The sequence below is a fragment of the Pseudoflavitalea rhizosphaerae genome (assembly GCF_003991355.1).
Taxonomy (GTDB): Bacteria; Bacteroidota; Bacteroidia; order Chitinophagales; family Chitinophagaceae; genus Pseudobacter; species Pseudobacter rhizosphaerae.
In genome coordinates this window covers 249,717-275,906 of sequence record NZ_RCSU01000003.1, presented here as the reverse complement: position 1 = coordinate 275,906, position 26,190 = coordinate 249,717, and the positions used below count along the sequence as shown (strand labels likewise).

Sequence of the window (26,190 nt, the reverse complement as noted above, 5' to 3'; positions counted from 1 at the left end):
AAACTGTTTTATTGTTTTCTTTTCTTTTTGAATTCTTCACGCATTTCTTTCTGCATTTTCTTGTAGGTTTCATACTGGCCTTCATCCAATACTGTTTTCATTTGTTTGTCTTTTTCATCTGTGATCTTACGGAGGGTTTTCAGCCTGGAGAGTTTAGAGCCGCCTGATTCTTTCAGCGATGCAAGTCCTTCGAAGTAAGTAGTGTTGATAGCTTTTACTTTTTCCTGTTGGGTGTCGGAGAGATTGAGCTTTGCTTTATACTCTTCGAACTTCGCACTCAATTCTTTTTTCTGTTCTTCCGTGAGCCTGGATTGTGCATTTACATGCATTGAGAAAATTACTGCGATGATTAAAAAAGCGAACCTGTAAAATGTTTTCATATCAAATTTTTTTGTGTAAATATGATATAGAATGGAGTGAGTTGTTGGAAGAAATTCGATGAAAAGGACAAATCGGGGGATGTAAAATGCGGGGGATTTCCCGGTAAGGAAGCTGGTGTTGTATTGGAGAATTTTCGAACCATTTTCTCAGTGATTTGAAATTGTTAGCCAATGGAGTGACCTGGTTAAAGCTTGCCCTTGCAGCCTCTTGGTATGAAAGTCGTAGCAAATGAGTTTAGGACGTAAACCCCTGACCGGGGCTATTAGATAATGTTATCTTTCAGGGATTCATTAAGCAACAAGATTTTTTGAGTGGGTACTTGAATCAAGTCAAAATTGTTGATGTGAATAAGTATAGACCTTATAAGAATATACCAGGACAATCAGGCAGTCTCTAAAATTACTGATGCGCATATTTCGATATCGTCAGTAGGTACCACTCGTGCCTTCGATGTTGAAATAAAAGGGGAATTGAGAAAAGACCAGGTATTGCCAATTATTGAAAGATTTGGTCGAGACAAGGAGAACTATTTATTGGTCGCCAGGTACATTCCCCAACCTATCAAAGAATATTTTGTAAAGGTAGGGATCAATTACCTTGAGTCTGCTGGTAATTGTTCCATTAAAGCTCCGGGACTCCTTCTATATATTTCCGATCAGAAGGTGACACCTGTCCGGGAAGCGATTCCAGGAAAGCTCTGGAAACGAACCGGACTTAAATTCTTATTAGCTATCATCGAACAGCCAAAGTTGTTGAATGCGCCTTACCGGGAAGTTGTTGAAGCCGCTGACATTGCTGTGTGGAATATCGGTCAGTTAAAAGAAGAGCTTCACAAAGAAGAGTACGTCAAAATCATCGACGGTGAAATGATACTCATCAATCATGATGTATTGATCAGCCGCTGGTCAGGCATTTACGGCGCTACTATGCGCCCCAGGCTCAAAGGCGGCTTTTATCGCTTCCTGAGATCTGCAGACCAGGAGGCCTGGGAGACCTTCACCATTTATGTAGACTATGAAAACAATGACATAATCAAAAAACATCGTATCGTGCCAGATATGGAAGGGGAGATTATTGTATTAGAAAAGTTTTGGGGCATCCTGCCGCCGAGTATTGCATTCAATGATATTCCGGCACCAGCCAATGTTGCTCCTGCTTTGGTCGTATACACGGACCTGGCTAATAGTTTTGATAGTCGAAATCATGAGATAGCCAACTCACCGAAACTGCGCGAACGTATCCTTGGTATATTAGATGAGAAAACTACCGATGCTTACTGGCCTGCATTGTCTGCCGGTATTCATGACGTGCCAGCTACATGAAATTGATTGTTTAAACTGTCGATTCAGCAATACGGTAATCGAAAAAGATCCGCGGGAAGCGGATTTGGGCGAAAACAAAAATGGAGAAACCGATGTCAAAATCGATCTCTCCACCTGGGTTGCCGGAATTGGAGAATTTTCGAACCATTTTTTGAATGATTTGAGGCTATTGTCCATTGCAATAGAGTAGGGTTAGTGATCATCCGGTAAAGACTGGTATGTTACTCAATACCTTTTCTGTTTTGCAACAATTCTACGGATCTTTGATGTTCGGAACTCTGCAGATCCGGAGGTCCTTACATTGCAGGTTCAATCTGCCTTTGTAATTTCGTTTCCCAAAAATATTCTAATTTACGCCAGCAATCATTAATGCTACATATTGGGTAACAGCAACTTACAGATCGAGGACGATGAGAGAGACTTGCTAGAGCAAGTTGCTCGTGGCGATGAGCGGGCATTTTCCATTATCATGAACCGCTATGCCAACCGTATATACTCATACCTTATTTACTGGTTGAAACAGCCTGAGCTGGCTGAGGAAATCCTTCAGGACATATTTACAAGCCTTTGGAAATACAGGGATACCATCACAGGGATTGATAATTTCCCCGGATATATATTCGTGATCACAAGGAACAGGGCCAAAGCCGCTTTAAAACAGCAAATGCTGGGTAGCCAGCCAATAAATCCTGACCATCTCTATAAACTTACCTATGGCCAAACCGGGCAGCAGGAACTCGAATCCAAAGAGTTAATGGAGATCCTTCAACGGGGTATCGACCAATTGCCGGCACGCCGAAAGGAGGTGTTCTTTCTCAGCAGGAAAGAAGACCTTACCTACGAAGAGATCGCCCAACGCCTGGGCATCAGCCGTAGTGCGGTACGACAACATATTGTGGAAGCGCTGGTGTTTCTAAGGCACTATCTGAAAAAAAATGCCGGTATCATTATTTCTATCCTGGCCGGTTTTGTACTGTAAAAAATTATTTTTCTTTTTTTTCAGTCCGACCTGTCCTCTTTCCCAAAATCATACACTCTTATACCAATAAATGCAAAAGCAGACATTTGAATATTATATCGACAGGTATCTCCAGGGAAGTATAACTCCTGAAGAGTTGACCGTGTTCCGCAGTTTTTTGCAGGATCCGCAAAACGATGAAGTGCTTCAGCAGGCAATGAAAAACAGTTGGGAAGAATGGGGGGGACATGACCTCAGCTTCCCCGATGTATTGGAAAACCTGGAGCAGAAGTTGAAGGCGGAGCGCATGTCCCGGGAATCACCCCCCGTAAAACCTGTTCCTCTTTATCGCCGGTCATGGGTCCGTTATGCAGCCGCAGCCATTTTGATCGCCGGTATTTCAACCGTTGTAATGCTGTCTGCTGACATGCGGACAAAGTCAGCCCCGGGGGCTGGTCCGGGCATTGTTTCGTCAGGCATCCTGCCCGGTACCAACAAAGCGGTACTGACTGTTGACGATAAGCAAATTGACCTTTCCTCTGATAAAACGGGTATCGCCGTAGGAGCAACCATTGCCTATTCGGACGGCGAGCAATTGGCCGATGCAGGAAAAATGATAAAGCTGGCCACACCCAACGGAGGGCAATACCAACTGACTTTACCCGATGGTACAAAAGCCTGGCTGAACGCAGCTTCCAGTATCAGTTTCCCTTCTGTTTTCAATAATGGGAAAAGGCAAATCAGAGTAACAGGTGAGGTTTACCTGGAAGTGGCGCAGGACAGGTCCAAAATATTTACCGTGGATATAGATGGTCAGTCAACAGTACAGGTGCTCGGCACCAGTTTCAACATTAATGCTTATGGTGATGAAGGAAATATTCAAACTACGCTGATCAGTGGAAGTGTAAAAATGTTACCTGCCGTCATCAATGAGAAGACCGCGCAGGTTGACCAAAAAGCAACGGCAGTTATCCTGAAGCCTGGTCAGCAGGCCATTCAATTTACTCAGGCGGCGGCTGAGCCAATAAAGATCCTCAATATCCCTAACCCTGACCAGATCCTCGCCTGGAAAAATGGAATATTCGAGTTCAATGGCGCTAATCTAAGACAGGTAATGAAGCAATTGGAAAGATGGTACAATATCCGGGTGGTGTATAGTAACAATGTGCCGGATATCATTTTCAAAGGAGAGTTTTACAGGAATGTCAATCTCTCCGATATACTGGAAGTGTTGACGGAAATGGGAGTGAAATTCCGGATGGAAGGAAAAACACTCATGGTGCTCTGACCACGCTGCATGCTGCATGCCATTAGCATGGAACGAACAATTCACAGCTTAACAAAGCTCATCATAGAACCAACAATCTAAAAAGTAAGATGCATTAAACGATCACTGCTCTCCAAATAAAAAACCGGAAGAGGTCTGAAGCTCTTCCGGAATAAGTTTGGATTACCAAAAACTGATAGGTCTCTTCCAAGACTGCTTTCTTCACCCAAACATTGCAATGTATGCAAAAAACTGCTCATTGTACATGGTCGGCCCATGGAGGGCGCCGGTACATAACCAAAACTCTGTTAGTAATGCGGCTAACATTCATTTTATTAACTGCCTGCTGCCTGAACGTTTGTGCAAAAGGAGTGGCTCAAAATGTCAACTATTCCGGTGAGAACGTTTCACTGGAATCAGTTCTGGCGACTGTCAAAAAGCAAACAGGATTTCTCTCTTTCTATTCCGAGTCTGTTATCCGGTTATCGAAACCTGTTACGGTGAAGGCTTCAAATCTTTCTGTTGAACAGTTTCTCGAAGAGGTTTTCAGGTTCCAGCCTGCGCTTAAGTTCAGCATCAAAGGGAAGAGTATCTTCATTTCTCCGAGGGCTGACCGGCAACCGGATAAAGATGCCATCAGTTATAGAGAAACCATCCATCTCTTTAACCCTCTCCGTGGTATCGTTCAGGATGTTCTGGGCCATCCGCTTTCCGGCGCCACCATCATGCACCGCGCCGGCAAAGTATCCACCACTTCAGATATCACGGGCTTATTTACCATAGATGCAAAGGAAGGCGACCGCCTTACCGTTTCATATATCGGGTATGAAACAGTTACCATCATTGTAACCGCTTCCATGCTCAACAACCCCAAAAGCCTGGTCATTAATTTAAAGCCTTCCGCAACAAAACTGGAAGACGTGAGTATCGTGGCCAATACCGGTTACCAGAAGATTGACAGAAGGAAACTGACGAGCGCAGTTACCACTATCAAGATGGAAGACATCCTGACTCCCGGCATCAATACGGTTGACAAATTGCTCGAAGGCCGCGTATCCGGAATGATCTTCATGCAGAACTCCGGTCAGGTTGGGGCTGCCCCTAAACTGAGGATCCGCGGAACCTCCACCATTCTCGGCAACAGGGAGCCGCTATGGGTACTCGATGGAATTGTGCTCACTGATCCGGTGAATGTAGATCCACAACAGATCAATGATCTTGATTTTGTAAACCTGCTGGGCAACGCCATTGCCGGCTTAAATCCTGAGGACATTGATCAGATTGATGTCTTGAAAGACGCTTCCGCCACCGCACTCTATGGCGCAAAGGCTGGTAATGGTGTGATTGTGATCACCACCAAAAAAGGCAGGACCGGCAAACCCACCATCACCTATTCCATGACTGCCGGTTATACACAACGTCCCAGGTATTCAGACCGGAGCATGTATATGATGAATTCCAGGGAAAGAATGGATGTTTCCAAAGAAATGGTGGAACGGGGGATGCGATACAACAATATCACCCAGTGGTCAGGTTATGAAAGCGCCCTGCAGGATTATTACAAGGGCAATATCAATTATGATGAGTTCAAACGCCTGAGTGATTATTATGCCAACGTCAATACCGATTGGCTGGGCCTTATCACCCAGGATGCATTTTCGCATAACCACACGTTAAGCCTTTCCGGCGGTTCCAGCGAGATCAAATATTATGCGTCCATGGGATACCAGAATGAAGGCGGTGTGATCAAGGGCGAAAGCAATAAACGCTATTCCTCCATGCTGAACCTCACGGCAGACTACAAGAAATTCCTGGCGCAGATCTCATTTTCCGGAAATTATTCCACCCGCAATTATACTCCTTCCGATCTGGGTATCATGAACTATGCGTACAATACCAGCCGTACCATGCCTGCATATAACCCCGACGGAAGTTTGTTTTATTATCCGCAAACCAATGGCATACTTTCTTATAATTACAATATCCTGAATGAGCGGGATAACAGTAACGATCTTACCAACCTGCTCGCTACCAATATCAGGGCGTTGTTAAGAGTAAGACTCGCCAGGGGGCTGGATGTGGAAGGCACGTTCGCGTATGGTATCAGCAGCAACGACAGGGAAGTGTATTACACCAGGAACTCCTACTATATTTTCAAACTCCGTGCTGACCAGACTGCCAGATGGGATCTTGCCCCTGTAGGCGGTGAACTGCAGAAGTATGAAACACGCAACAACAATTATACCGCCCGCCTGCAGACCAACTATATCACGTCACTGGGTGAAGGCGGCAGGCACTCGCTGACGGCAACTGGTGGTATAGAGATCAAATCATCCGAGTACAAAGGTTTTAACATTACCAGGAGAGGATATTTCCGCGAGATGGGTGGCTATTTCGATATCGTGCCTACCACATTTACCGGATATTATAACCAGTGGATGTCTACAAAACCTGCACTGGGATATTACGACAGGCAGCTGACGAATGAATTCGCCTGGTTCGGTACCGCCGGCTATTCCTGGAATAACAGGTATCTCCTGAACCTGCATATCAGGGGAGAACAGTCCAATCTTTTTGGAACAAGGTCCAACAACCGCTTCCTGCCTATCTGGGCAGTATCAGGCCGCTGGAACATGAAAGATGATATTGCCAAAGACCAGAACTGGATCAATGAACTGGCCTTAAAGGCTTCCTGGGGCTGGCAGGGGAATATGCTGCCTGGCCAATCTGCCTACATGGTGATCCGTCAGAATCTCAACACCAATGTTTATTACAATGAACCCTATTCCAATATCGTCAATTATCCCAATCCTGACCTCAAGTGGGAGCGTACTGCATCTTCCAATGTGGCTGTTGAATTTTCCTTGTTCAAAGGAAAGCTGGGAGGCTCGGTAGGTTACTTCTACAAAAAAACAAAGGATGCCTACCTTGATAAAACAGTGGCGGAGATCAACGGCGTGGAAAAATATGTGATCAATAGTGGAACCCTGGAAAACAAAGGAGTGGAAGTGGCCTTACGGATCACTGCCGTAGACAATGCAGGATTCAACAGGGAACGCCGCGGATTTGTATGGCGGATCGATCCGCAGCTGGGACAGGTGTTGAACAAGGTGTTGAACAGGACTATCAACAACCGGAACAATGTGCTGGTGGACAATGTGACCTACAGGAATTTCCTGGATGGATCAGTTCAGCTTGCAGGAAAACCCCTGAATACTTTTTATTCCTATAAGTTCAAAGGCCTGAGCCCTGTTGATGGATCTCCTGTTTTTTACGGATCGGAAAGCGACAAAGCCGCGGAATACCAGAAGATGTATTCACAAATGGAAAGGGAAGATGTATACCTGGCGGTGATGAGCGAATCCGGCCGCAGGGAACCTTTTATCCAGGGTGGGATTGCCAACTATTTCGGCTGGCGCAACTTCGGTTTGTCTTTCAACATCACCTATTCTCTGGGTAACAAGGTGCGCATGCTGAAGATCGCTTCAGGGTATGCATCAGCGATAGCCTATCCACAACAGAACCTGCGTAAAGAGTTTGTTCAACGCTGGCGCAGGCCCGGTGATGAAGCCTACACCAATATTCCGGGATTACTGGCTGACAATAATCTGAATACGCCCTGGTGGAATATGTTCCCTGCAACTGCCTATTCATTTGGTGGAAGCGTGTATGATATGTATGATAATTCCGATGTCAGGTTAGTGAGTGCCGATCATGTGAAACTGCAATCCGCTTCTTTCAGGTACAACTTCACGGATAAACTGATCCGGAAGCTGGGACTCAGTTCGGCCTACGCCAGTATCACCGGCACCAACCTGTTTATCCTGAGCAATAAAATGCTGAGGGGCCAGGACCCGGCACAGTCGGGATCCTCGCCTAATATCAACCTGTCATTACGACCTACCTTTTCCGGTAGCATCAATATTTCATTTTAAAACATAAGCACCATGAGATATATCATTGTACTGCTGATGTGCTTAACGCTGTCATCATGCAGCAAATTCCTGGAAGAATATACTCGGGATCTGAAATACGCAGAAAATGCCGATGACCTCAACAAACTGATGATCGGGGAAGGTTTTCTCAATACCCTGTCTCTTTCAATCTATAGCCAGTCCACCATGGGCGAACTGACCTCCGAAACAGGTTTCATCGCTCCCTGGTTACATGTGATGGATGATGACTGCGAACAGTTCGTGGCAGACTTTGTGGAAACCAGTCAGGCTACCCCCTTGTATATGTTATCCGGATTTCATAACTGGGCACAGGCGCCTGCTGTGAATATCCTGAACATGACCTGGGAAGAGAGCAGTTGGAGAAAGTTCTATAAACGTACCGGCGCGCTGAATGCCATCATCTTCCAGGCATCCAAACTGGCGGAAGGTGGTGATCAGAGCGATCTGCTGAAGCACCTGCGGGGTGAAGCTCATTTTCTCAGGGCATACTATTATTTCATGCTGCAGAATATTTATGGTTCTCCTTACCGGAAAAGCACCGCTGCCACTGACCCGGGAGTTCCACTGAAAGTGTCGGAAAAAATAGAGGACAATTTCTTTTCCCGCGATCCCAACCAGAAGGTCTATGACCAGATCATCGCCGATCTTCAAACGGCAGCGGGTTTGCTGGATGGATATAATCCAAATACAAAGATTCGCATAGGCATTGCCGCTGTAAAGGCGCTGCAAAGCCGGGTTTACCTCTACACGGAGCAATATGATAAAGTGATCGATGCAGCCAAAGATTTTGAAACGATGGGATACAGCCTGGTCAACCTGAACCAGTTTGTGAGCGGCAGCAATTTTACTTCCCGCGCATCCACCGAAACTATTTTTACGATGGGCACCAATGTGATGCCGGCTGTTTTTATGAATGATTCGCTTTCCAGGTGGAATGGCGATGACAACCGGGCATCGTCCTTCAAAGCCTCTGTTAACCTGATGGACAGTTATGACCCTTCCGATCTCAGGTTGGATGCCTTCTTCGACAGGGCTACTAAAAGCAGGTCCTGGATACCGGCCAAATACCGTACCTGGAGGACATATAACGACCCTGATCAGGTTTCCTGTATTTTTTCTTTCCGGTTTGCAGAAGTGGTGCTGAACCGTGCGGAGGCACTTGCCATGATTGGAGCAGATGGAGAAGCGCGCACGGAACTGCAAAAGCTCCGCGAGATGCGTTTCAGTAATGCAACTATTTCACAATTGCCACAGGGTAACCAGGCGTTGGTTGAATTCATCCGGGAAGAGCGCCGCCGCGAATTGTGTTTCGAAGGGCATCGCTGGTTCGACCTGAGAAGATATGCCGTGAATTCAAAATATCCACTGCCTTCTTCCTTTACTATCAGGCATCCTGCATACCGGTACGATGCACAATCCAATACCCATACACAGATCGGGAACTATGTGCTCAAATCCATTGCTGAAGATGGCGCCGCATGGCAGGTACCCATCCCGGATTATGCCATCGAGTTCAACAGGGGATCATTGACCAATCCTGTCCGTAACGTTCGCCAGCCTCAACCTTAAATCTTCAAGCAATGAATAATAACAGATTAATCATAGCATGCGTTCTTATTGTCATGGCTGTATCCTGCAGAAAGGAACAGGTGACCACTTTCCCGGATTATGACAGGAACTGGCTGGTGGTGGAAGACAATCCTGCTGATGCAACGATCCATGCCAATTATCTTTTTTACAAGGAAACCGACATCCCGGTGTTTATCAATGATACCATCGGTACCCAGCAGCGGGTGGATGTTTTCGGAAATACATTCACACATTATGAGAAACTTTCTTTCAACTATTCACTGGGGGTTGACATAACAGGAGCACCTCCCTTTGTTCAGTCTTTCAGTTATTGCGCTAAAGCGGATGTGCCGCAGGCGCTGGCGTTCCTGAGGGCCGAGATCATTCCGGTGCTTCCAAAAACCGTGTATGTTCCCAGTATCTTCCTGGTAAACGACCTGAGCACTTTTGCCTTTGGCAATTATGCATACAAGGGCTTCAATACGGTGATGATCGGCCAGGTTTCCAATATTGCAGGAATGGACGCCACTACAAAGGCCAGCTACAAGGGAGCTATCCTGCGTTCGCTTCTCACCAATGCAGTGATCAGCGATAAGTATAAAACAGTGCTTGAAAAGTTTTATGCTGCTTCAAGAAAATTCATAACAACCCGGGACGCATACAGCGTGTATACATTTCAGTTAGCAAGCCTTGTGACAGGCCTGCCGGCGGGTACTACTGCCACGCCCCAGGCCATCGGCTTCCTCGGAACCGATCCCAGGAATATGTACTATACGCCCATGTCTACCTGGATGGACGTATGCATGTACCTGGAAGCAACACTCGGAAATTCAGAAGAAAAGTTTACCCAGTTATACGGCAGCCAGCCAAATATCATGATCAAATACGGCTATATACGGCAGATCCTGGCAGATCTGGGCGTGCCCGTTCAGTAAAACAAATTGACATGGCCTGAAGGTTTATTGTCTGACTTAACAAATACAAAAATTCCATGAAGAGAGTAGTTTTTTTCATGTTGCTGCTGGCTATGTCCGCAGCAACCCAGGCGCAACATGCCATTATCAAAGGAAAATTCATCAGGCAAATTGCACCAAAGCAGTATGCGGACCGTATTTATTTATTTAAGGCCGGGCAGGGCAATGTGGTTTCGTTGTCGGAGATCATGTTGAAAAAAGATGATCACTCTTTTAAAATAGACCTGTTGAAAAATGACCTGAACGAGATCCGTTATATCGGTTTCGAAGATGAACTGTACCCGGTATACCTGCGCAAAGGCGAAGACATCACAATCGAGGCAAACAGCGGCCTGGTCAGCTACCAGGGAAAGCTCAGCAAAGAGAACAAGGTCTTCAGCGGCTGGTTTGATATGATGGCTCCATTGAGAAGGATCGGCTATTCCGCGGATGCCCGCAATCTTGCACCACTCCATTATGACCGTACACTGGACTCACTGCTGGCGCCCACTGAAAAGTATACCGGCAATATCAAAACCGGCAATAAAGCATTCGACCGCTATGTAAAATACATGTTACCATACAGCTTCAGAATGGATGCGCTGGCGCCGTTCATGAGGGCCTTTGAATACAGTAAGAAGGATCAGTATCCAGCCTACATAGTGAATTTGTTCAACACCGAGAAGTTTGCGGATCAGCAGCTGTGGACATTGCCATTCGGGTATAATTACATCCAGAACCTCGGCTTTGTAAATCACATCATTTACAAATCAGAAATGGGGAGTACACAGGATCTCATCATCCCGGAGATCTCCAATGATCATTTGAGAGCTGAATTCATACTCAAGGCACTGGACCGTGGTGAATACCAGGGGATGTCCGGATTTGTTGGCAGGAATTTGAAATACATGATCACCAAAGACCAGCAAGACAGGATGAAAGTCTTTGAAAAAAGAGCATCCCTGAAAGAGCCCGGTGGCAATTGGATCGATTTTGCCTACCCAGATGCCAACGGTAAAATGCATCGCCTCTCCGATCAGTTAGGAAAGGTAGTGCTGATCGATGTATGGGCTACCTGGTGCAGGCCCTGCATCCAGGAGCAACCCGCACTGGAAGAACTGGAAAAAGCATTTGAAGGAAAAGATGTTGCCTTCATCAGTGTATCTATCGATACGGAAAAAGACAAATGGAAAAAGATGGTGGAAGACAAAAAATTGTCTGGCCTGCATTTATTCTCCAATAATGAAGGTGTTATCATCAAGGATTACGAAGTGATCTCGGTGCCCAGGTTCATCCTGTTCGACAAAGAAGGCAAGACCGTGATGTTCGATGCCATCAGGCCTTCTGATCCAAAATTGAAAGAATTGATCCAATCCAAACTATAAACATATCATCAGGTCATGAAATCTTTTATATTATTTACGCTGTTAGCAGCAGGTGTTTTTGGGAATGCTCCGGTGATTGCGCAGGGTATCAAATTTGAAAACCTCACCATGAGTCAGGCCATGGCCAAAGCCTCGGATCCAGGCGCTCCCCGGCTGATCTTTATGGATTGTTATACCAGCTGGTGCATGCCTTGCCTGGAGATGGCCAAAGAGGTTTTTCCGCAGAAGGAATGTGGCGATTTTTTCAACCCCCGTTTTGTTTCGGTGAAATTCGATATGGAAAAAGGGGAGGGCGCAGCGCTCAGGAAAAAGTATGACGTCAATGTATATCCGACATTCCTGATCCTGGACAGCAAAGGGGAAGAGATCAACAGGATCGTTGGGAAAGCCGGAACTGCAGAGTTCATAGAAAAAGTGAAAGCGGCTATGGACCCCAATACTTCCATGGCGGGCATGAAAGCCATCTATGAAAAGAAAAAATCGATGATGAACGGGTATCCTTATGCGAAAGCCCTGTTCGAAAATGGCAGAGACCCTTCCGCCATTCTGGAGGAGTTATATGACAGCTCGATGGACTTTGAACGGTTCAGTTTTACTTACCTGGACCTGGCGCTGCGCGCCGTGAAATTCGGCAGTCCCTTCTTCAGAAAAATGATGCTGGAAAAAGGTCGTATCGACCAGGCGGTGGGGGCAGAAATGGTCAACCAGATCATCTTCGACAAGATCCGGAAGGATATGTACATTGTTGCCTCTGAAACAGGGGCCAAATACAATATTCATTATACGCCGGAAGAAGTGGAGAATGTAGCTTATACAATGGCATTGCTGAAACAGGATCCCCAAAAACCTGAAAGCCATATGTGCAGGATCGCGCTGTATGTTGCCAGGAAAGACCTCGATGGAATGATCGATTATTACAAACGGTACATGTGGAACTTGTCGCCCACAGAATCTTTCAAGGCCATAACAGACGGCATTCTCAGCAGTAAGGCAGCGGGCGCTACCGATGTGCAAAAGGAAGCCATCAGGGAATATTTCAGAATGGCCAGCCGGAGTTTTGAGCGGGAGGCCAAACAGTACCAGAACAAGGTGGAAACAATCAAATAAAAGCCTCAGGCTACAATCAATAACAATGATTCATTATAAGAGCGGAAATCAAAACTGGTATACCCTGTGGATACTGGTGCTTTTGATGATGGCAGGCAGGGTGGAAGCGCAGGTTTTCACCAACGATGCAAAGATGGCAACTGACTACCTGGCTGCCATCGATTCCATACTGGCCAAAGGGGCAACTATCCAGGCTGCCGAAGCACAGAAGGCACTGGAAGCAGGCGTGCAGGGTGTAATGGCAGAACTGGCCAGGCCTGCTGAGAAGGTGATGGAGCCTGCTAACTTGTATGAGTATGCGAAAAAGGCTACCGTGATCACCGGATGCGCCTACCTGTGCCCGCGCTGCACCAACGTGCACCTGAGTGAATCTTCGGGTTATATCATCGATCCCAAAGGGATAATGGTCACCAATTATCATGTGGCTGCCACCTATGCATTCATGAAAGACGGTAACCAGCCCAAAGGTTTTTTTGCGCGGCTGGCTGATGGACGCACTTATGCAGTGAAGGCCATACTGGCGTCTTCCAGGAAAGATGATCTGGCCATCCTTCAGCTGGAAACGAATGGAGAACTTTTGCCGGCGCTTGCCCTGGGTGAGCCGGCAAAAGTGGGTGATAAGATCTGTGTACTCGGCCATCCGCAGGGCATGCATTATTTCCTTTCGCAGGGCCATGTCACCAATAAATACCTGGAAGAAGCCGGGGCGCCCGAACAGAAATTTTTCCGGGAAATGATGTGCATATCGGCGGATTATGCAACCGGATCCAGTGGTGGTCCTGTTATGGACATATATGGAAATGTAGTGGGCACAGTTTCCAATACGCGGATGTTATTGCACAGCAACAGGGATGCGGGTGTACAAATGGTGGTGAAAAATACGGTTCCCGTAGAGTCTTTATGGAAGCTGATCCGGAAATAAAGAAATGACTGGTCCCTGCCGAACTGATCCCGTTTCCGTTTCGCCAGCTTACCATTGTTCTGGTGCAGTAAGAGTATGAAATTAGATTTTGAGCTCTATAGCCAGGAGAAGGTTGGATTAGATAAAAGAAGAGAAATATTTATTGATATCCTAGCTAAATCGAACGCATTAATTCGAACAATTCCAGCTCGTATAAAAAGGGTAATGAAGTTAATAGATCATCCGTTTTTTTGCACAAAAGTCTTTCAAATGAGTTTAAACCGGAATTCGTACAATTTCAGTTACCCTTTCAATTTCTCGAACCATATTCATAGTATACCTGGAGCTTTTCGGATGAGATTTAGAATTGCAGAAAGCTTGGCGAATGAGGAAGAAATTTGTTTTGGAGCTACGATTATTAACCGCAAGATTTCAAAATTGCTCCGAGAAACCTTGATTGCTGGTAAAATCAGTACTGGCCTGCATTCAGGCAGAAAATAAAAAAGGACAAGATTTTTCAACCTTGTCCTTTATTGGTTGCCCGACCTGGATTCGAACCAAGACAAACAGAACCAAAATCTGTCGTACTACCATTATACTATCGGGCAATTTCAGCTTAAAACTCAATGTTCATCGCTGAAAGGAGTGCAAAAGTAATGCTTCATTTAATTCCCCCCAAAAGTTACGCAAACTTTTTTAAAAAATTGATGCTTAACCAACTACCACGAGATAGTAGCTTTTCTTGCCTTTCTGCGCCAGGATATATTTTCCATGCAGCAGGAGGGAGGCATCCACTTTCATCGCGATATCTTCCACTTTTTTCCTGTTCACGCTCACGCCGCCACCCTGAACGGTTTTGCGGGCTTCGCCCTTGCTGGGGAAGATGCCGGTCTCTGCCAGGAAGCTCACAACATCGATCCCTTCATTGAGTTTGGACAATGCATAATCAAAGCGGGTAACGCCCTGCATGCTTTCAATATCTTCAATGCTCAGGCTTTCTGCCGGTGCAGAAGCGTTGGCGAATAATTTCTCTGTAGTCTCAATGGCTTTATTGTATTCCTCTTCGCCGTGAACGAAACTGGTCACTTCTTTGGCGAGTGTTTTCTGTAACTCGCGGGCGCCAGGATTTTCTGCATGACGGGTCAGCAAGGCTTCAATGAAAGGCCGCTCCAGGAATGTAAAGATCTTGATCCAGCGCTCCGCATCTGCATCAGAAGCGTTTAACCAGAACTGGTAGAACTGATAAGGTGAGGTACGAACGGGGTCCAGCCAAACATTGCCGGATTCTGTTTTGCCGAACTTGCCGCCATCAGCTTTCGTGATCAGCGGACAGGTGAATGCGAAGGCCTCGCCACCGGCCTTGCGGCGGATGAGCTCTGTACCGGTAGTGATATTACCCCATTGGTCGGAGCCGCCCATCTGGAGCTTCACACCTTTCTTAACATAAAGATGATAGAAGTCGAATCCCTGCATCAGCTGGTAAGCGAATTCAGTGTAGGAAATACCAGTGTCTCCCTCGATGCGTTTGCGGACACTGTCTTTCGCCATCATATAATTCACGGTAATATGCTTGCCCACGTCGCGAAGGAAATCGATGAAGCTGAAATTTTTGAACCAATCATAGTTATTGGCCATTTCAGCAGCATTGGGAAGGGAGGGGTCGAAGTTCAGATACTTTGCCAGTTGCTTGTGCACGCCGGCGATATTTCGCTGGAGTGATGCTTCGTCCAGGAGATTTCTTTCTTCGCTTTTGCCGGTGGGGTCGCCAACCATTCCTGTGGCGCCACCAACGAGGGCGATAGGCTTATGTCCATTTTTCTGAAGGTGAACCAGTAAAAGGATGGGCACCAGGCTACCGATATGCAGACTGTCGGCCGTGGGATCGAAGCCGATATATCCTGTGGTCATTTCTTTTTGCAGTTGTTCAACGGTTCCGGGCATAATATCCTGAATCATGCCTCTCCAGCGAAGATCTTCTATCCAGTTCATGTGTAATTGGTTGTCTTTTAGTACATGAGCAGCAGTTTTTGCGGGCCCGGGCAAAGATTAGCAAACCTGATATGCCGGTTTTTCGTATCTAATAATACCCTCATCCGTTCAATATGCTGCAAAATCAATGAATTGCAAATGTAAGAATTGTAGCAAGTTTCCCCATAGATGCAATATTTTCGCCATAGAATTCGTTTTTCTACGCTAGACCCAACCTGAAGTCCCATGCCAAGAGGGTTGTTTTCCGGTAGACCGCCGGTGCAACTTATATCCCTATGTAGTGGTCATTTATATGAAATTGCTTATTTCGAAAATTGGATCAATGAAGAAGACCCTTTTTGTCGTTACCCTTTTAGGTTGCGTCCTGTCGCACCAACATGTGCTTGCCCAGTTCCGAAAATATTCCAACGAGTTCCTCAATATAGGAGCCGGCGCCAGGGGCCTCTCGATGGGGGGCGCCCAGATAGCATCTGTTGCGGATGGAACTGCTGCATACTGGAACCCTGCCGGCCTGGTGCAGGTAAAAGACAATCCACAGCTCAATCTCATGCACGCAGAATACTTCGCGGGTATCGGCAAATACGATTATGGCACCCTTGTACTTCCATTGAAAGACAATAAAAGGGTGATCGGGATCTCACTTCTTCGGTTTGCCGTAGACGATATACCCAATACCATCTTCCTGGTGGAATCCGACGGCACCATCAATTTCAGCAATATCCAAACATTCTCTTCTGCGGATTATGCTTTCATGTTCTCGATGGCCCAAACTATCAAAATGAAAGGCGATCGTGAGATCAATATTGGAGGTAACGCCAAAGTGATCCACCGGAAAGCGGGTGATTTTGCCACTGCCTGGGGATTCGGCTTCGATGCAGGCGTTCAGATCATCGATAAAAAATGGCGCCTCGGCATAATGGCGCGTGATGTTACCACAACTTTCAATGCCTGGAGCTTCAGCCTCAATGAAAAGATGCGTGAAGTATTCTATGTTACCAATAACGAGATCCCTGTTAAGTCCACCGAACTCACTGCCCCCAAACTGATCCTGGGCGGCGCCTATTTTTTCAACCTCAGCAAGAGCCTCAAACTCATGACGGAAGCCAATTTCGATCTTACTTTCGATGGTCGCAGGAACACTGTGATCTCCAGCAATGCCGTAAGTGTTGATCCGCGTGTGGGACTGGAGCTGGGCTATCGTAATGTATTCTTCGTGCGTGCCGGTATCAACAACTTCCAGCGCGCCCTTGACGATGACGACGAAACCAATCAGAAAAAGATATGGATCTACCAGCCCGGTGCAGGTGCAGGCTTCAGGGTAAGCAATGTGCAGATCGATTATGCTTTCACCAACCTGGCCAATCAGTCCAATCCTTTGTATACTCACGTGTTTTCACTGAAAGTGGACCTCAAGAAAAAACAGAAATAATATAAAGTTCCGACCCTATTCGAGAACCCGGAAAAATAACTTTATGAGGAAATTTTTTACGCTGTTGTTGGTACTGGTGGGTTTTAACCTGGCCGCACAACCTTACAACAATGAATGGATAAAATACGGGCAGCCATATTATAAATTCAGGATCGGCAAAACCGGAATGTTCCGTATTCCGCAGACTGTTCTCGCAGCTGCAGGCCTGGAAAATGTACCGGTTGAAAACCTGGAACTCTGGCGTAATGGCGTGCAGGTCCCATTCATGCCCTCTGCCGCTGGCGGCGTTTTACCAACTGGTGGTTATATAGACTTCTTCGGAGAGAAGATGGACGGGAAACAGGATAAAGCATTTTATCGAAACCCCGTTTTTCAGCATACAGATAAGGTCAGCCTTCTTGGCGATAGCGCTACCTATTTCATTACAGCAGGCGCAGGGCCCAATCCGAACATGGTAGTGCAGGGAACCAATAATGCAGCTTCCAGTTCACTTGGTCCGGAACCTTACCTGATGTACAAGTTCGGATACTATTACACACAGAAATGGAATCCCGGTTATGCATCAGTGTTACCTGAATATGTTTACCTCAGTTCCTATGATCAGGGTGAATTCCGCTCTTCTGTAGATGTTTCTCCAACTACTCCACGCGCCGTCAATATCGGTTCATTACAGCCATACACAGGGGGAGGACCACAGGCTACTTTTTCCTACGGCGCTGTTGGCAATGCTCAGAATGCCCGTTCTGTAAGGGCCCTGGTGAACGGTTCTGTAGTGGATGAAGCCGTCATGGATTATTTTAACGATACCAAAAGAACTGTCAATATCAATACCTCGCTGCTGACTCCCGCTACTTTTGCGGTAAGATGGGAAAACGGGTCGCAGGTATCCAGCGACAGATATGTGGTATCTTATTTCGAGATCGATTATCCCAGGCTTTTCAATTTCAACAACCAGCCATTCTTCGAATTCATCTGGCCGGCCAAAGGCAGCCCATCGCTGCTGGAGATCAGCAATTTCAAGTCTGGTGGACAAACCCCTGTACTCATCGACCTTACCAATAAAATCCGGTACACCGCTCAGATTGTGAGTGGAAAGTTCAGGTTTGAAGTACCAGCCTCGGCTACTGATATCCGTTATGTGATGGCTACGGTGAATCAGGCGGATTATACATTGGTCAATTCACTGGAGAGAAGGGATTTCATTAACTATTTAACAGCCGTTCCCGATGCGGATTATCTCATCGTCTCCAACTCGATCCTTTTCAACGGTACAAATGGCAACAACCCTGTGGAAGATTACCGGCAGTACAGGCAATCTGCAGCCGGTGGCAGTTTCAAAGTAATGGTGGCGGATATAGATCAGTTGGTTGACCAGTTTGGATTTGGAGCGAGAAAGAACCCGCAGGCTGTAAAGCATTTCATAGAATATGCGAGAACGCATCTCAGTGCAGCTCCGAAATATGTATTCCTCATTGGCAGGGGAATGGTATACTCCAGTTATGTTCCACTCGCAAACAATGCGAATGCAGACAGGTTGAACCTGGTACCCACCTGGGGATCTCCGGGTTCAGATAACCTCCTGGCGGCGGGCTTCGCAGACAACCCTGTGGCCAATATCCCCATCGGGCGCCTTTCTGTTGTACATCCTGTGGAAATTGAGGATTACCTCAATAAAGTGAAGGAACACGAATCCATTCAGAAAAATGCCCCGCAAACACTCGAAGCAAGGGAGTGGATGAAGAATGTAGTGCATGTAACCGGCTCCAGTGAACCCTATCTCGGATCTGTCCTTTGTAATTATATGGGCGCTTACAGATCGATTATCGCAGATACATTGTTCGGTGGAAAAGTATCTACCTTTTGTAAAGTGAGCACCAATTCCGTGGAGCAACTCACTTCCGATCACCTGACTAAACTTTTCAATGAAGGTATCAGCTTGCTAACCTATTTCGGTCACTCATCTTCCACTACGCTGGAATTCAATATTGATGATCCTTACAATTATAACAACCAGGGAAAATATCCCATCTTTTGTGTGAATGGTTGTAATGCCGGGAACTTCTTTGTGAATTCCCCCGGCCGTTTGGTGACACATGAATCCCTGTCGGAGAAATTTGTGCTGGCCAGGAACCGTGGCGCAATTGGATTTATTGCCAGTACCCATCTTGGTGTGGTAAGTTACCTGAATCTTTTTCTTACCAACTTCTATGCTGAGATCTGCCATAAAGATTATGGCAAATCCATCGGGGAGATCAACCGGGATGCATTGAGGGATCTCTTCAACAATTCCGGCGACTACTATTCCCGTATGCATGCAGAACAGATCACCTTGCATGGAGACCCGGCGGTTCACATGAATGGAAGCGAAAGACCTGATTATGTAATGGAAGAATCAGGGATCCGTGTTACACCCACTTTCATTTCTGTGGCTGAAAGTACTTTCAAACTGAAAGTACGAATGGTAAATATTGGCAAAGCCATCAAAGATTCTATCATGGTGGAAGTTAAGAGGCAATTGCCCGATAACACCTATCAAATTATGTATCGTGAAAAAAGAAGAGGTATCATGTGGTCCGATTCGCTCTCTTTTGATGTGCCTATTGTAGCCACACGCGATAAAGGCCGTAACAGGATCTATGTGACCATCGATTCAGAAAATACCACTATTGAAACAGATGAAAGTAACAATTCCGCCTTCAAGGAATTCTTTATCTATGATGAGGAAGCCAGGCCTGCCTATCCTTTCAATCTGGGTATCGTACATGACCCTTCCACCAAATTCTATGCATCCACTGCCAATCCATTCAGCCAGTTGAGACAGTATGTAATGGAAGTGGACACAACACAACTCTTCAACTCCAGTATTAAAGTAAGCAGGACCATTTCCGCATCAGGTGGTGTGCTGGAATTTGAACCAGGTATCAGTTATCTGGATAGCACCGTGTACTACTGGCGCGTGTCTACCGTTCCTCCTCCGGGCGATAACACTTATCAATGGAACGATGCATCCTTTACGTATATGGCCGGAACAAATACGGGTTTTGGTCAGGACCATTATTTCCAGCACCAGGAGTCAACACCGGTGAGTATGGCGCTGGACCCAGACAGAACATGGAGGTTTACTGAAACACAAAACCTGATTGATCTTTATGGCGGTGTATATCCGTGGGCGGGTGGACAGGACAGGGATTATGCAGTGTTCATCAATGATCATCCTACCATTACCAGCGCCTGTTTAGGTAATTCCATTGTTTTCAATGTGATCGATCCAAAAACATTGAAGCCCTGGAAAAATGTAGACGACAACGATAACAATCTCTTCTTCATGGGAAGTGCCAGGGCGAACTCCACATGCGGACCAGGCAGGTTGTACAACTTTGAATTTTCTTATACAAATAAGACCAGCCGCAACAACATGGTGAAGTTCCTGGATTATATTCCTGACGGAATGTGGGTGGTTGCGCGAAGTATGGATGCCGCCCTGCCCGGCCTGTTGCCCAAGAACTGGAAAACAGATTCAACAGCCGGAAATACTTTGTACGACAAACTGCTCCAGTTTGGTTTCACGCAGGCAGATACCATGAATGTGGCCAGTTCCTATGCCGGGATCTGGAAGAAAAATGATCCGTTAATAGCACCACAATGGGTAGTGAGCAAAGCAGGTATCTATGATAAGGTCACCATTAAGACCAAAATAATGACCGTGGATACTGTTGGATATATTTCTTCACCGGTTCTCGGACCAGCCAAAGAATGGCATAAAGTGATGTGGAGAGGCCGATCCCTGGAATCACCTTCCCAGGATCATGTGGGCGTGGAAGTGATCGGCATCAATAATAATGGAACGGAAGTGCTGCTTTATACGCTGAATGAATCACAGCAAAATTTTGATATCTCAGGCATGGATCCGGAAACCTTCCCGTACATGCGTTTGCGTATGAGGAATGCAGATTCGGTGAATGCAAATTCACCCTGGCAATTGCGCTACTGGAATGTGATCTATACGGCTGTGCCGGAAGGTTCACTTTCGCCCAACCTCGGCTATTCAACCAGGGATACTGTTGAGATCGGTGAAATAGTGAATATTGCCATGCCATTCAAAAACCTTACCTCCACCAAGTTTAAAGACAGCCTGCTGGTGAAGGTAAGTGTGATAGACAGGAACAATGTTCCCAAAATAATACCGGTGCCGAAGGCAAAAGACCTTTCAGGCGGAGATACTGCCATGGTGCGCCTGCAACTGGATACAAAAGAATTTCCCGGTAACAATACATTGGTACTGGATATAAATCCCGATAATGCTCAACCCGAGCAATACCATTTCAATAATGTACTGTTCCGCGATTTCTATGTAAAACCGGATTATACCAATCCTTTGCTGGATGTAACTTTCGATGGCGTACGGATCATCAACCGTGATATCGTTTCGTCCAAACCGCATATCCAGATAAAATTGAAGGATGAAGCCAGGTACATGCTGCTGAACGATACCACTATCGGTTCCGTACAGCTGAAGTTCCCGGACGGCACAACCAAAGATTATTATTTCGATAATGATACATTACGATTCACGCCAGCCACTTCAGGCGCTAACAATACAGCTACCATCGATTTCTTCCCTCAGCTGATTTCACAGAATATGAGTGAAGGAGATGAGTATGAACTGGCCATCAAAGCCAAAGATAAGAGTGGCAACAGGGCGGGTACATTGGAATATCGGGTAGCCTTCCGCGTTATCTCCAAACCGATGATCTCTAACCTGCTCAACTATCCGAACCCGTTCAGTACCTCCACTGCTTTCGTGTTCACCCTCACCGGCAGCGAGATACCCACCAATATCAAGATCCAGATCCTGACAGTAACGGGTAAGATCGTACGCGAGATCACCAAAGATGAACTGGGACCTCTCCATATAGGAAGGAATATCACTGAATTCAAATGGAACGGCACTGATCAATACGGCCAGAAACTGGCCAATGGCGTATATCTCTACAGGGTGGTCACTACTATGAATGGTAAGAAAATGGAGAAATACAAGTCTGAGGCAGATAATACAGACAAGTATTTCAACAATGGATATGGTAAAATGTACCTTATGAGGTAAAGTAAATATGAAGTTTGAGGCCGGGCGACGAAACTATTGCATGAACGAGAAAAATGTAATACTTTCGTCGCCTGAATCCCTACTGAAGTCATTTTATTTCCGATTTCCTTACCTCTTACTTCCAATCTTTTTACGGAAAACCGGCGAGCCACGCCACCAATGGATGATCCATATCCCCTAAATCGAAAACAATATGACAATCCTAGGTATTTCCGCATTTTACCACGACTCTGCCGCGGCCATTATTCAGAATGGGGAAGTGATCGCAGCAGCACAAGAAGAAAGATTCACCAGGAAAAAGCATGACCCCGCTTTTCCGGTCAACGCCGCACGCTTTTGTCTCGAATATGCAGGCCGCTCCATCAATGATGTGGATGCAGTAGTGTTCTACGACAAGCCCCTGCTCAAATTTGAACGTCTTCTTGAAACTTATTACGCATACGCGCCCAAGGGCGTACGCTCCTTCATGATGTCCATGCCCGTTTGGATCAAGGAAAAACTCTTCCTGAAAAAAATGATCTGGGAAGCGTTGGACAGCATCGAAAAAGTGGACAGGAAAAAAGTGAAACTGCTTTTCCCTGAGCACCACCTGAGCCATGCTGCCAGCGCATTCTATCCCTCCTCCTACGAGCGTGCCGCCGTGCTCACCATCGATGGAGTAGGAGAGTGGGCAACGGCCAGTATCTGTCTCGGTGAAGGCAAAAACCTCACCATCCTCAAAGAGCTCGACTTCCCGCATTCACTCGGTCTGCTGTATTCCGCCTTCACTTATTTCTGCGGATTCAAAGTGAACTCAGGCGAATACAAACTGATGGGACTGGCCCCTTACGGCAATCACGGTTCGCCCGAAGTGAAGAAGTATGTAGACATCATCAAATCAACATTGGTAGACCTCAAGGAAGATGGCTCCATCTTCCTCGATCAGCAATATTTCAATTACGCCACCGGTCTCCGGATGGTGTATGACGATAAATGGGAAAAATTGTTCGGTTTCCCGCGTCGCGCTTCAGAGTCCAACCTGGAACAACACCATTGCGATCTCGCACTGGCCATCCAGGAAGTAACGGAAGAAGCTGTACTGAACCTCGCCCGCGAAGCGAAAAGACTTACCGGCGCGGATTATCTCTGCATGGCCGGCGGTGTTGCCCTCAACTGCGTGGCCAATGGTAAACTGGATGATGCAAAGATCTTCAAACAGGTCTTCGTTCAGCCGGCAGCGGGAGACGCAGGTGGTGCGCTCGGCGCCGCTTACGCTGCCAACTTCATTTATTTCGGTAACGAAAGAAAAGTGGACCCCACCAAAATGGATGCCCTCAAAGGTTCCTATCTCGGTACAGAAACATCTGATCAGGATGTACTCACTACTGCCCGTAAATACGGTGCTGCTTTCGAGCGCTTCGGTTCCGAAGAAGCACTGGTAGAGAAAGTGGCAGCACTGATTGCAGCAGGTAACGTGATCGGGTGGCACCAGGGAAGAATGGAATTCGGACCACGCGCCCTGGGTGCACGCAGCATCATCGCTGATGCGCGCAACCCGGAAATGCAGAAGAAGCTTAACCTGAAGATCAAATACAGGGAAGGTTTTCGTCCATTCGCTCCCGTTGTTCCTGCTGAAGATGTGAATGATTATTTCGAGCATGCGGATATCTCTCCCTACATGCTGATGGTAAAGCCCGTGAAGGAAAAACGCCGCATTCCTTATCCCGCTTCTTTTGAGGGAAAGAACCTGCTGGACAAGCTCTATTTCCTCCGTAGCGATATTCCCGCCATCACCCATATCGATTACTCCGCACGTATCCAGACAGTTCATAAGGAAACCAATCCGCGTTTCTACAAACTGCTGCAGGCCTTCAAACAACAGACCGGTTACTCCGTAATGGTGAACACCAGTTTCAACGTGCGCGGAGAACCTATCGTAAATACACCCGAAGATTCATACCGCTGCTTCATGCGTACCGATATGGATTACCTGGTAGTAGGCAATTTCCTTTTCGATAAAAAGACACAGCCGGAATGGCTGGAGAAGGACGACTGGAAAAATGAATTCACACTCGACTAAACAATCACTTTAAAAATACTGACCATGGACTTTTTAAAAGATCTCTGGAAATTCATGAAAGCGAGAAAGAAATGGTGGCTCGCCCCATTGATTGTGATCCTGCTGCTGCTGGGTATCCTGCTGGTGCTGGGTGGCGGATCTGCTATCGCTCCATTCATTTACACATTATTCTAACATCATGAGCAATACAATAGATACCAGCAGGGCCAAAGTGCTGGAGACCATCTTAGTGCTGGTACTCGCCTGCGGCGTTTTCTACTGGTTTACAAAAAATAATTACCTGCTGCTTGCTGCAGCTGTGATCGGCTTTATCGGACTCTTTGTTTCACCCGCTGCGAAAGGCATTCATTGGGCCTGGATGAAGCTGGCGCAGGGCCTCGGATACGTGATGAGCAAAGTGATACTTAGTATCGTGTTCTTCATTTTCCTGTTACCGATAGCCGCTATCAGCCGTCTGTTCACGAAGAACAAAACAGTTCAGATGAAAGCCGGCGCAACCTCTTATTTCAAGGAGAGAAATTTCACTTACAATAAAGAGAGCCTGGAGAACGTGTGGTAATCCCTTCATCCATCAAATTGTAAAATGATCAAGAAATCTGTTCAACGGCTCTTTGTGGTGATCATCATCATTCTGGTGGTGAAGATCCTCGGCGTTGTATTGACCAAATCCTCGCCGAACGGCATCCTCTTTTATCAGAGCCTTACCAGCGTGCTCACCACGCTTACCCTCGCCTGGTGGGTACTGGCGCTGTTGCTGGACCTGGTGTTCATCAAAAGCAAGAAGAGCCGTCCAACTGCCTGGATCAGTCTCGGGGTGCTGGCTGTGATCGTTACAATAGGGGAGTTGTTCGCTGCATCATGGATCAAACATCCGGAAAAGATCCCCGGCAGTTTCAGAACAGGTTTCAAATGGTTATATGCGCATAATTACGGACAGGTGATTCAGATAGTTCCGGAATGCAGTGAATACGACAGTGCATTCTACTATAATCTCATCCCTGACAATACCTGCACCTTCTCCAACGTGGAGTTCGCCAACAAGTTCAGTGCTAACAGTCGCGGTTTCCGCGATGATGATTCTTCGCTCGTAAAGCCTGAGATCATTTGCCTGGGTGATTCCTATATGATGGGCTGGGGCGTTGACCAGGACCAGTCTGTTCCCGCCCGCCTGGAGCAACTAACAGGTAAGCGTACCCTGAATGCAGCGATGAGCTCCTTCGGTACGCCCCGTGAACTGATGCGTTACCGCACCCTGGATACATCTGCGGTGAAATACCTGGTGATCCAGTATTGTTCCAATGATAATGAAGAGAACCAGGCTTATCTTGGTAATAACCATGTATTGAAAATATCTTCACGGGCTTCTTATGATTCCCTCCGTTTCAAGAACGAATGGAACAAGAAATACTTCCCCGGCAAATTCTTTGTGCTCGCTTCCAAATACCAGGCGAAGGAAACGCTGAAATCCCTGATGGGTAAGCCGCCTTCCAATATCGGTATGCCGATCGAGTATCCTAAGGACGCTAAGATGTTCCTGGATATCCTGAAAGATTTCCCTGTCGATTTCCAGAAAACAAAAGTACTGGTGTTCGAAGGCATCGATGTAGACCATCGTAACAACGATTTCAAAAATGCAGTGGAGGCGCTGTTGAAGGAGCCCGGATACAAATCCCATTTCGGTGATGCAGTCCGGGTGATAGATGTGGCCAGTCTTTTGCAGCCGGAAGACTTTTACATTCTCGATGGTCACTTCAGAGCGGTGGCGCACGAGAAAGTGGCGAAGGAGCTGGCTAAAGTAATGGAGTAAACG

17 protein-coding genes and 1 tRNA gene are annotated in these 26,190 nt (G+C 46.6%); 15 read left to right on the top strand and 3 right to left on the bottom strand.

What is annotated here, in order from left to right; genetic code table 11:
• Positions 1-8 precede the first annotated feature (8 nt).
• Entirely contained in the window at positions 9-380 is a 372-nt protein-coding gene (locus tag D9Y29_RS06910) for a hypothetical protein (RefSeq protein ID WP_127126361.1), read from the bottom strand.
• Between the two features lie 471 nt (positions 381-851).
• Between D9Y29_RS06910 and D9Y29_RS06905 the strand changes: the two genes are divergently transcribed.
• The 9 genes from D9Y29_RS06905 to D9Y29_RS06865 all read left to right on the top strand — a co-directional run bounded on the left by D9Y29_RS06905 (position 852) and on the right by D9Y29_RS06865 (position 13,820).
• Positions 852-1,703 (top strand): type IV toxin-antitoxin system AbiEi family antitoxin, encoded by an 852-nt coding sequence (locus D9Y29_RS06905; protein WP_127126359.1) that lies wholly within the window; start codon positions 852-854, stop codon positions 1,701-1,703.
• A 379-nt stretch (positions 1,704-2,082) separates the two neighbouring features.
• Complete coding sequence (locus tag D9Y29_RS06900; RefSeq protein WP_338143005.1) at positions 2,083-2,682, top strand: RNA polymerase sigma factor; 600 nt, start codon at positions 2,083-2,085, stop codon at positions 2,680-2,682.
• A 70-nt stretch (positions 2,683-2,752) separates the two neighbouring features.
• Complete coding sequence (locus D9Y29_RS06895; protein WP_127126355.1) at positions 2,753-3,949, top strand: FecR family protein; 1,197 nt, start codon at positions 2,753-2,755, stop codon at positions 3,947-3,949.
• Positions 3,950-4,242: 293 nt separating this feature from the next.
• Positions 4,243-7,863, top strand: a complete 3,621-nt coding sequence (locus D9Y29_RS06890; RefSeq protein ID WP_164735300.1) for a SusC/RagA family TonB-linked outer membrane protein — start codon at positions 4,243-4,245, stop codon at positions 7,861-7,863.
• A gap of 12 nt (positions 7,864-7,875) precedes the next feature.
• Positions 7,876-9,453, top strand: a complete 1,578-nt coding sequence (locus D9Y29_RS06885) for a RagB/SusD family nutrient uptake outer membrane protein (protein ID WP_127126351.1) — start codon at positions 7,876-7,878, stop codon at positions 9,451-9,453.
• 53 nt (positions 9,454-9,506) lie between these two features.
• Positions 9,507-10,388: a hypothetical protein gene (locus D9Y29_RS06880; protein WP_127126349.1), complete on the top strand. Its 882-nt coding sequence runs from the start codon at positions 9,507-9,509 to the stop codon at positions 10,386-10,388.
• Between the two features lie 56 nt (positions 10,389-10,444).
• Positions 10,445-11,791 carry a TlpA family protein disulfide reductase gene (locus tag D9Y29_RS06875; RefSeq protein WP_127126347.1) on the top strand — a complete coding sequence of 449 codons (1,347 nt, stop codon included), beginning with the start codon at positions 10,445-10,447 and terminating at the stop codon, positions 11,789-11,791.
• Between the two features lie 15 nt (positions 11,792-11,806).
• A complete protein-coding gene (locus D9Y29_RS06870) occupies positions 11,807-12,898 on the top strand; it encodes a thioredoxin family protein (RefSeq protein ID WP_127126345.1) in 1,092 nt (363 codons plus the stop codon).
• Between the two features lie 25 nt (positions 12,899-12,923).
• Positions 12,924-13,820 (top strand): S1 family peptidase, encoded by an 897-nt coding sequence (locus D9Y29_RS06865; RefSeq protein WP_164735299.1) that lies wholly within the window; start codon positions 12,924-12,926, stop codon positions 13,818-13,820.
• Between the two features lie 513 nt (positions 13,821-14,333).
• On the opposite strand, the gene D9Y29_RS06860 is transcribed toward D9Y29_RS06865, so the two are convergent.
• Positions 14,334-14,407: transfer RNA gene (locus D9Y29_RS06860), tRNA-Gln, on the bottom strand.
• 103 nt (positions 14,408-14,510) lie between these two features.
• Entirely contained in the window at positions 14,511-15,788 is a 1,278-nt protein-coding gene (gene tyrS / locus D9Y29_RS06855; RefSeq protein WP_127126342.1) for a tyrosine--tRNA ligase, read from the bottom strand.
• 322 nt (positions 15,789-16,110) lie between these two features.
• Between tyrS and D9Y29_RS06850 the strand changes: the two genes are divergently transcribed.
• The 6 genes from D9Y29_RS06850 (at position 16,111) to D9Y29_RS06830 (ending at position 26,187) form a co-directional block, all read left to right on the top strand.
• Positions 16,111-17,217 (top strand): putative type IX sorting system protein PorV2, encoded by a 1,107-nt coding sequence (locus D9Y29_RS06850; protein ID WP_127126340.1) that lies wholly within the window; start codon positions 16,111-16,113, stop codon positions 17,215-17,217.
• 43 nt (positions 17,218-17,260) lie between these two features.
• A complete protein-coding gene (porU2, locus tag D9Y29_RS06845; RefSeq protein ID WP_127126338.1) occupies positions 17,261-22,321 on the top strand; it encodes a putative type IX secretion system sortase PorU2 in 5,061 nt (1,686 codons plus the stop codon).
• A 193-nt stretch (positions 22,322-22,514) separates the two neighbouring features.
• Positions 22,515-24,380, top strand: a complete 1,866-nt coding sequence (locus tag D9Y29_RS06840; protein ID WP_127126336.1) for a carbamoyltransferase family protein — start codon at positions 22,515-22,517, stop codon at positions 24,378-24,380.
• A gap of 24 nt (positions 24,381-24,404) precedes the next feature.
• Positions 24,405-24,554 carry a DUF5989 family protein gene (locus D9Y29_RS26505; RefSeq protein ID WP_164735298.1) on the top strand — a complete coding sequence of 50 codons (150 nt, stop codon included), beginning with the start codon at positions 24,405-24,407 and terminating at the stop codon, positions 24,552-24,554.
• A gap of 4 nt (positions 24,555-24,558) precedes the next feature.
• On the top strand, positions 24,559-24,939 hold the full coding sequence (locus tag D9Y29_RS06835; protein WP_127126334.1) for an SxtJ family membrane protein: 381 nt from the start codon (positions 24,559-24,561) through the stop codon (positions 24,937-24,939).
• A gap of 24 nt (positions 24,940-24,963) precedes the next feature.
• Positions 24,964-26,187, top strand: coding sequence for an SGNH/GDSL hydrolase family protein (locus D9Y29_RS06830; RefSeq protein ID WP_127126332.1), 1,224 nt, complete (start codon positions 24,964-24,966; stop codon positions 26,185-26,187).
• The last annotated feature ends 3 nt before the right edge of the window (positions 26,188-26,190 follow it).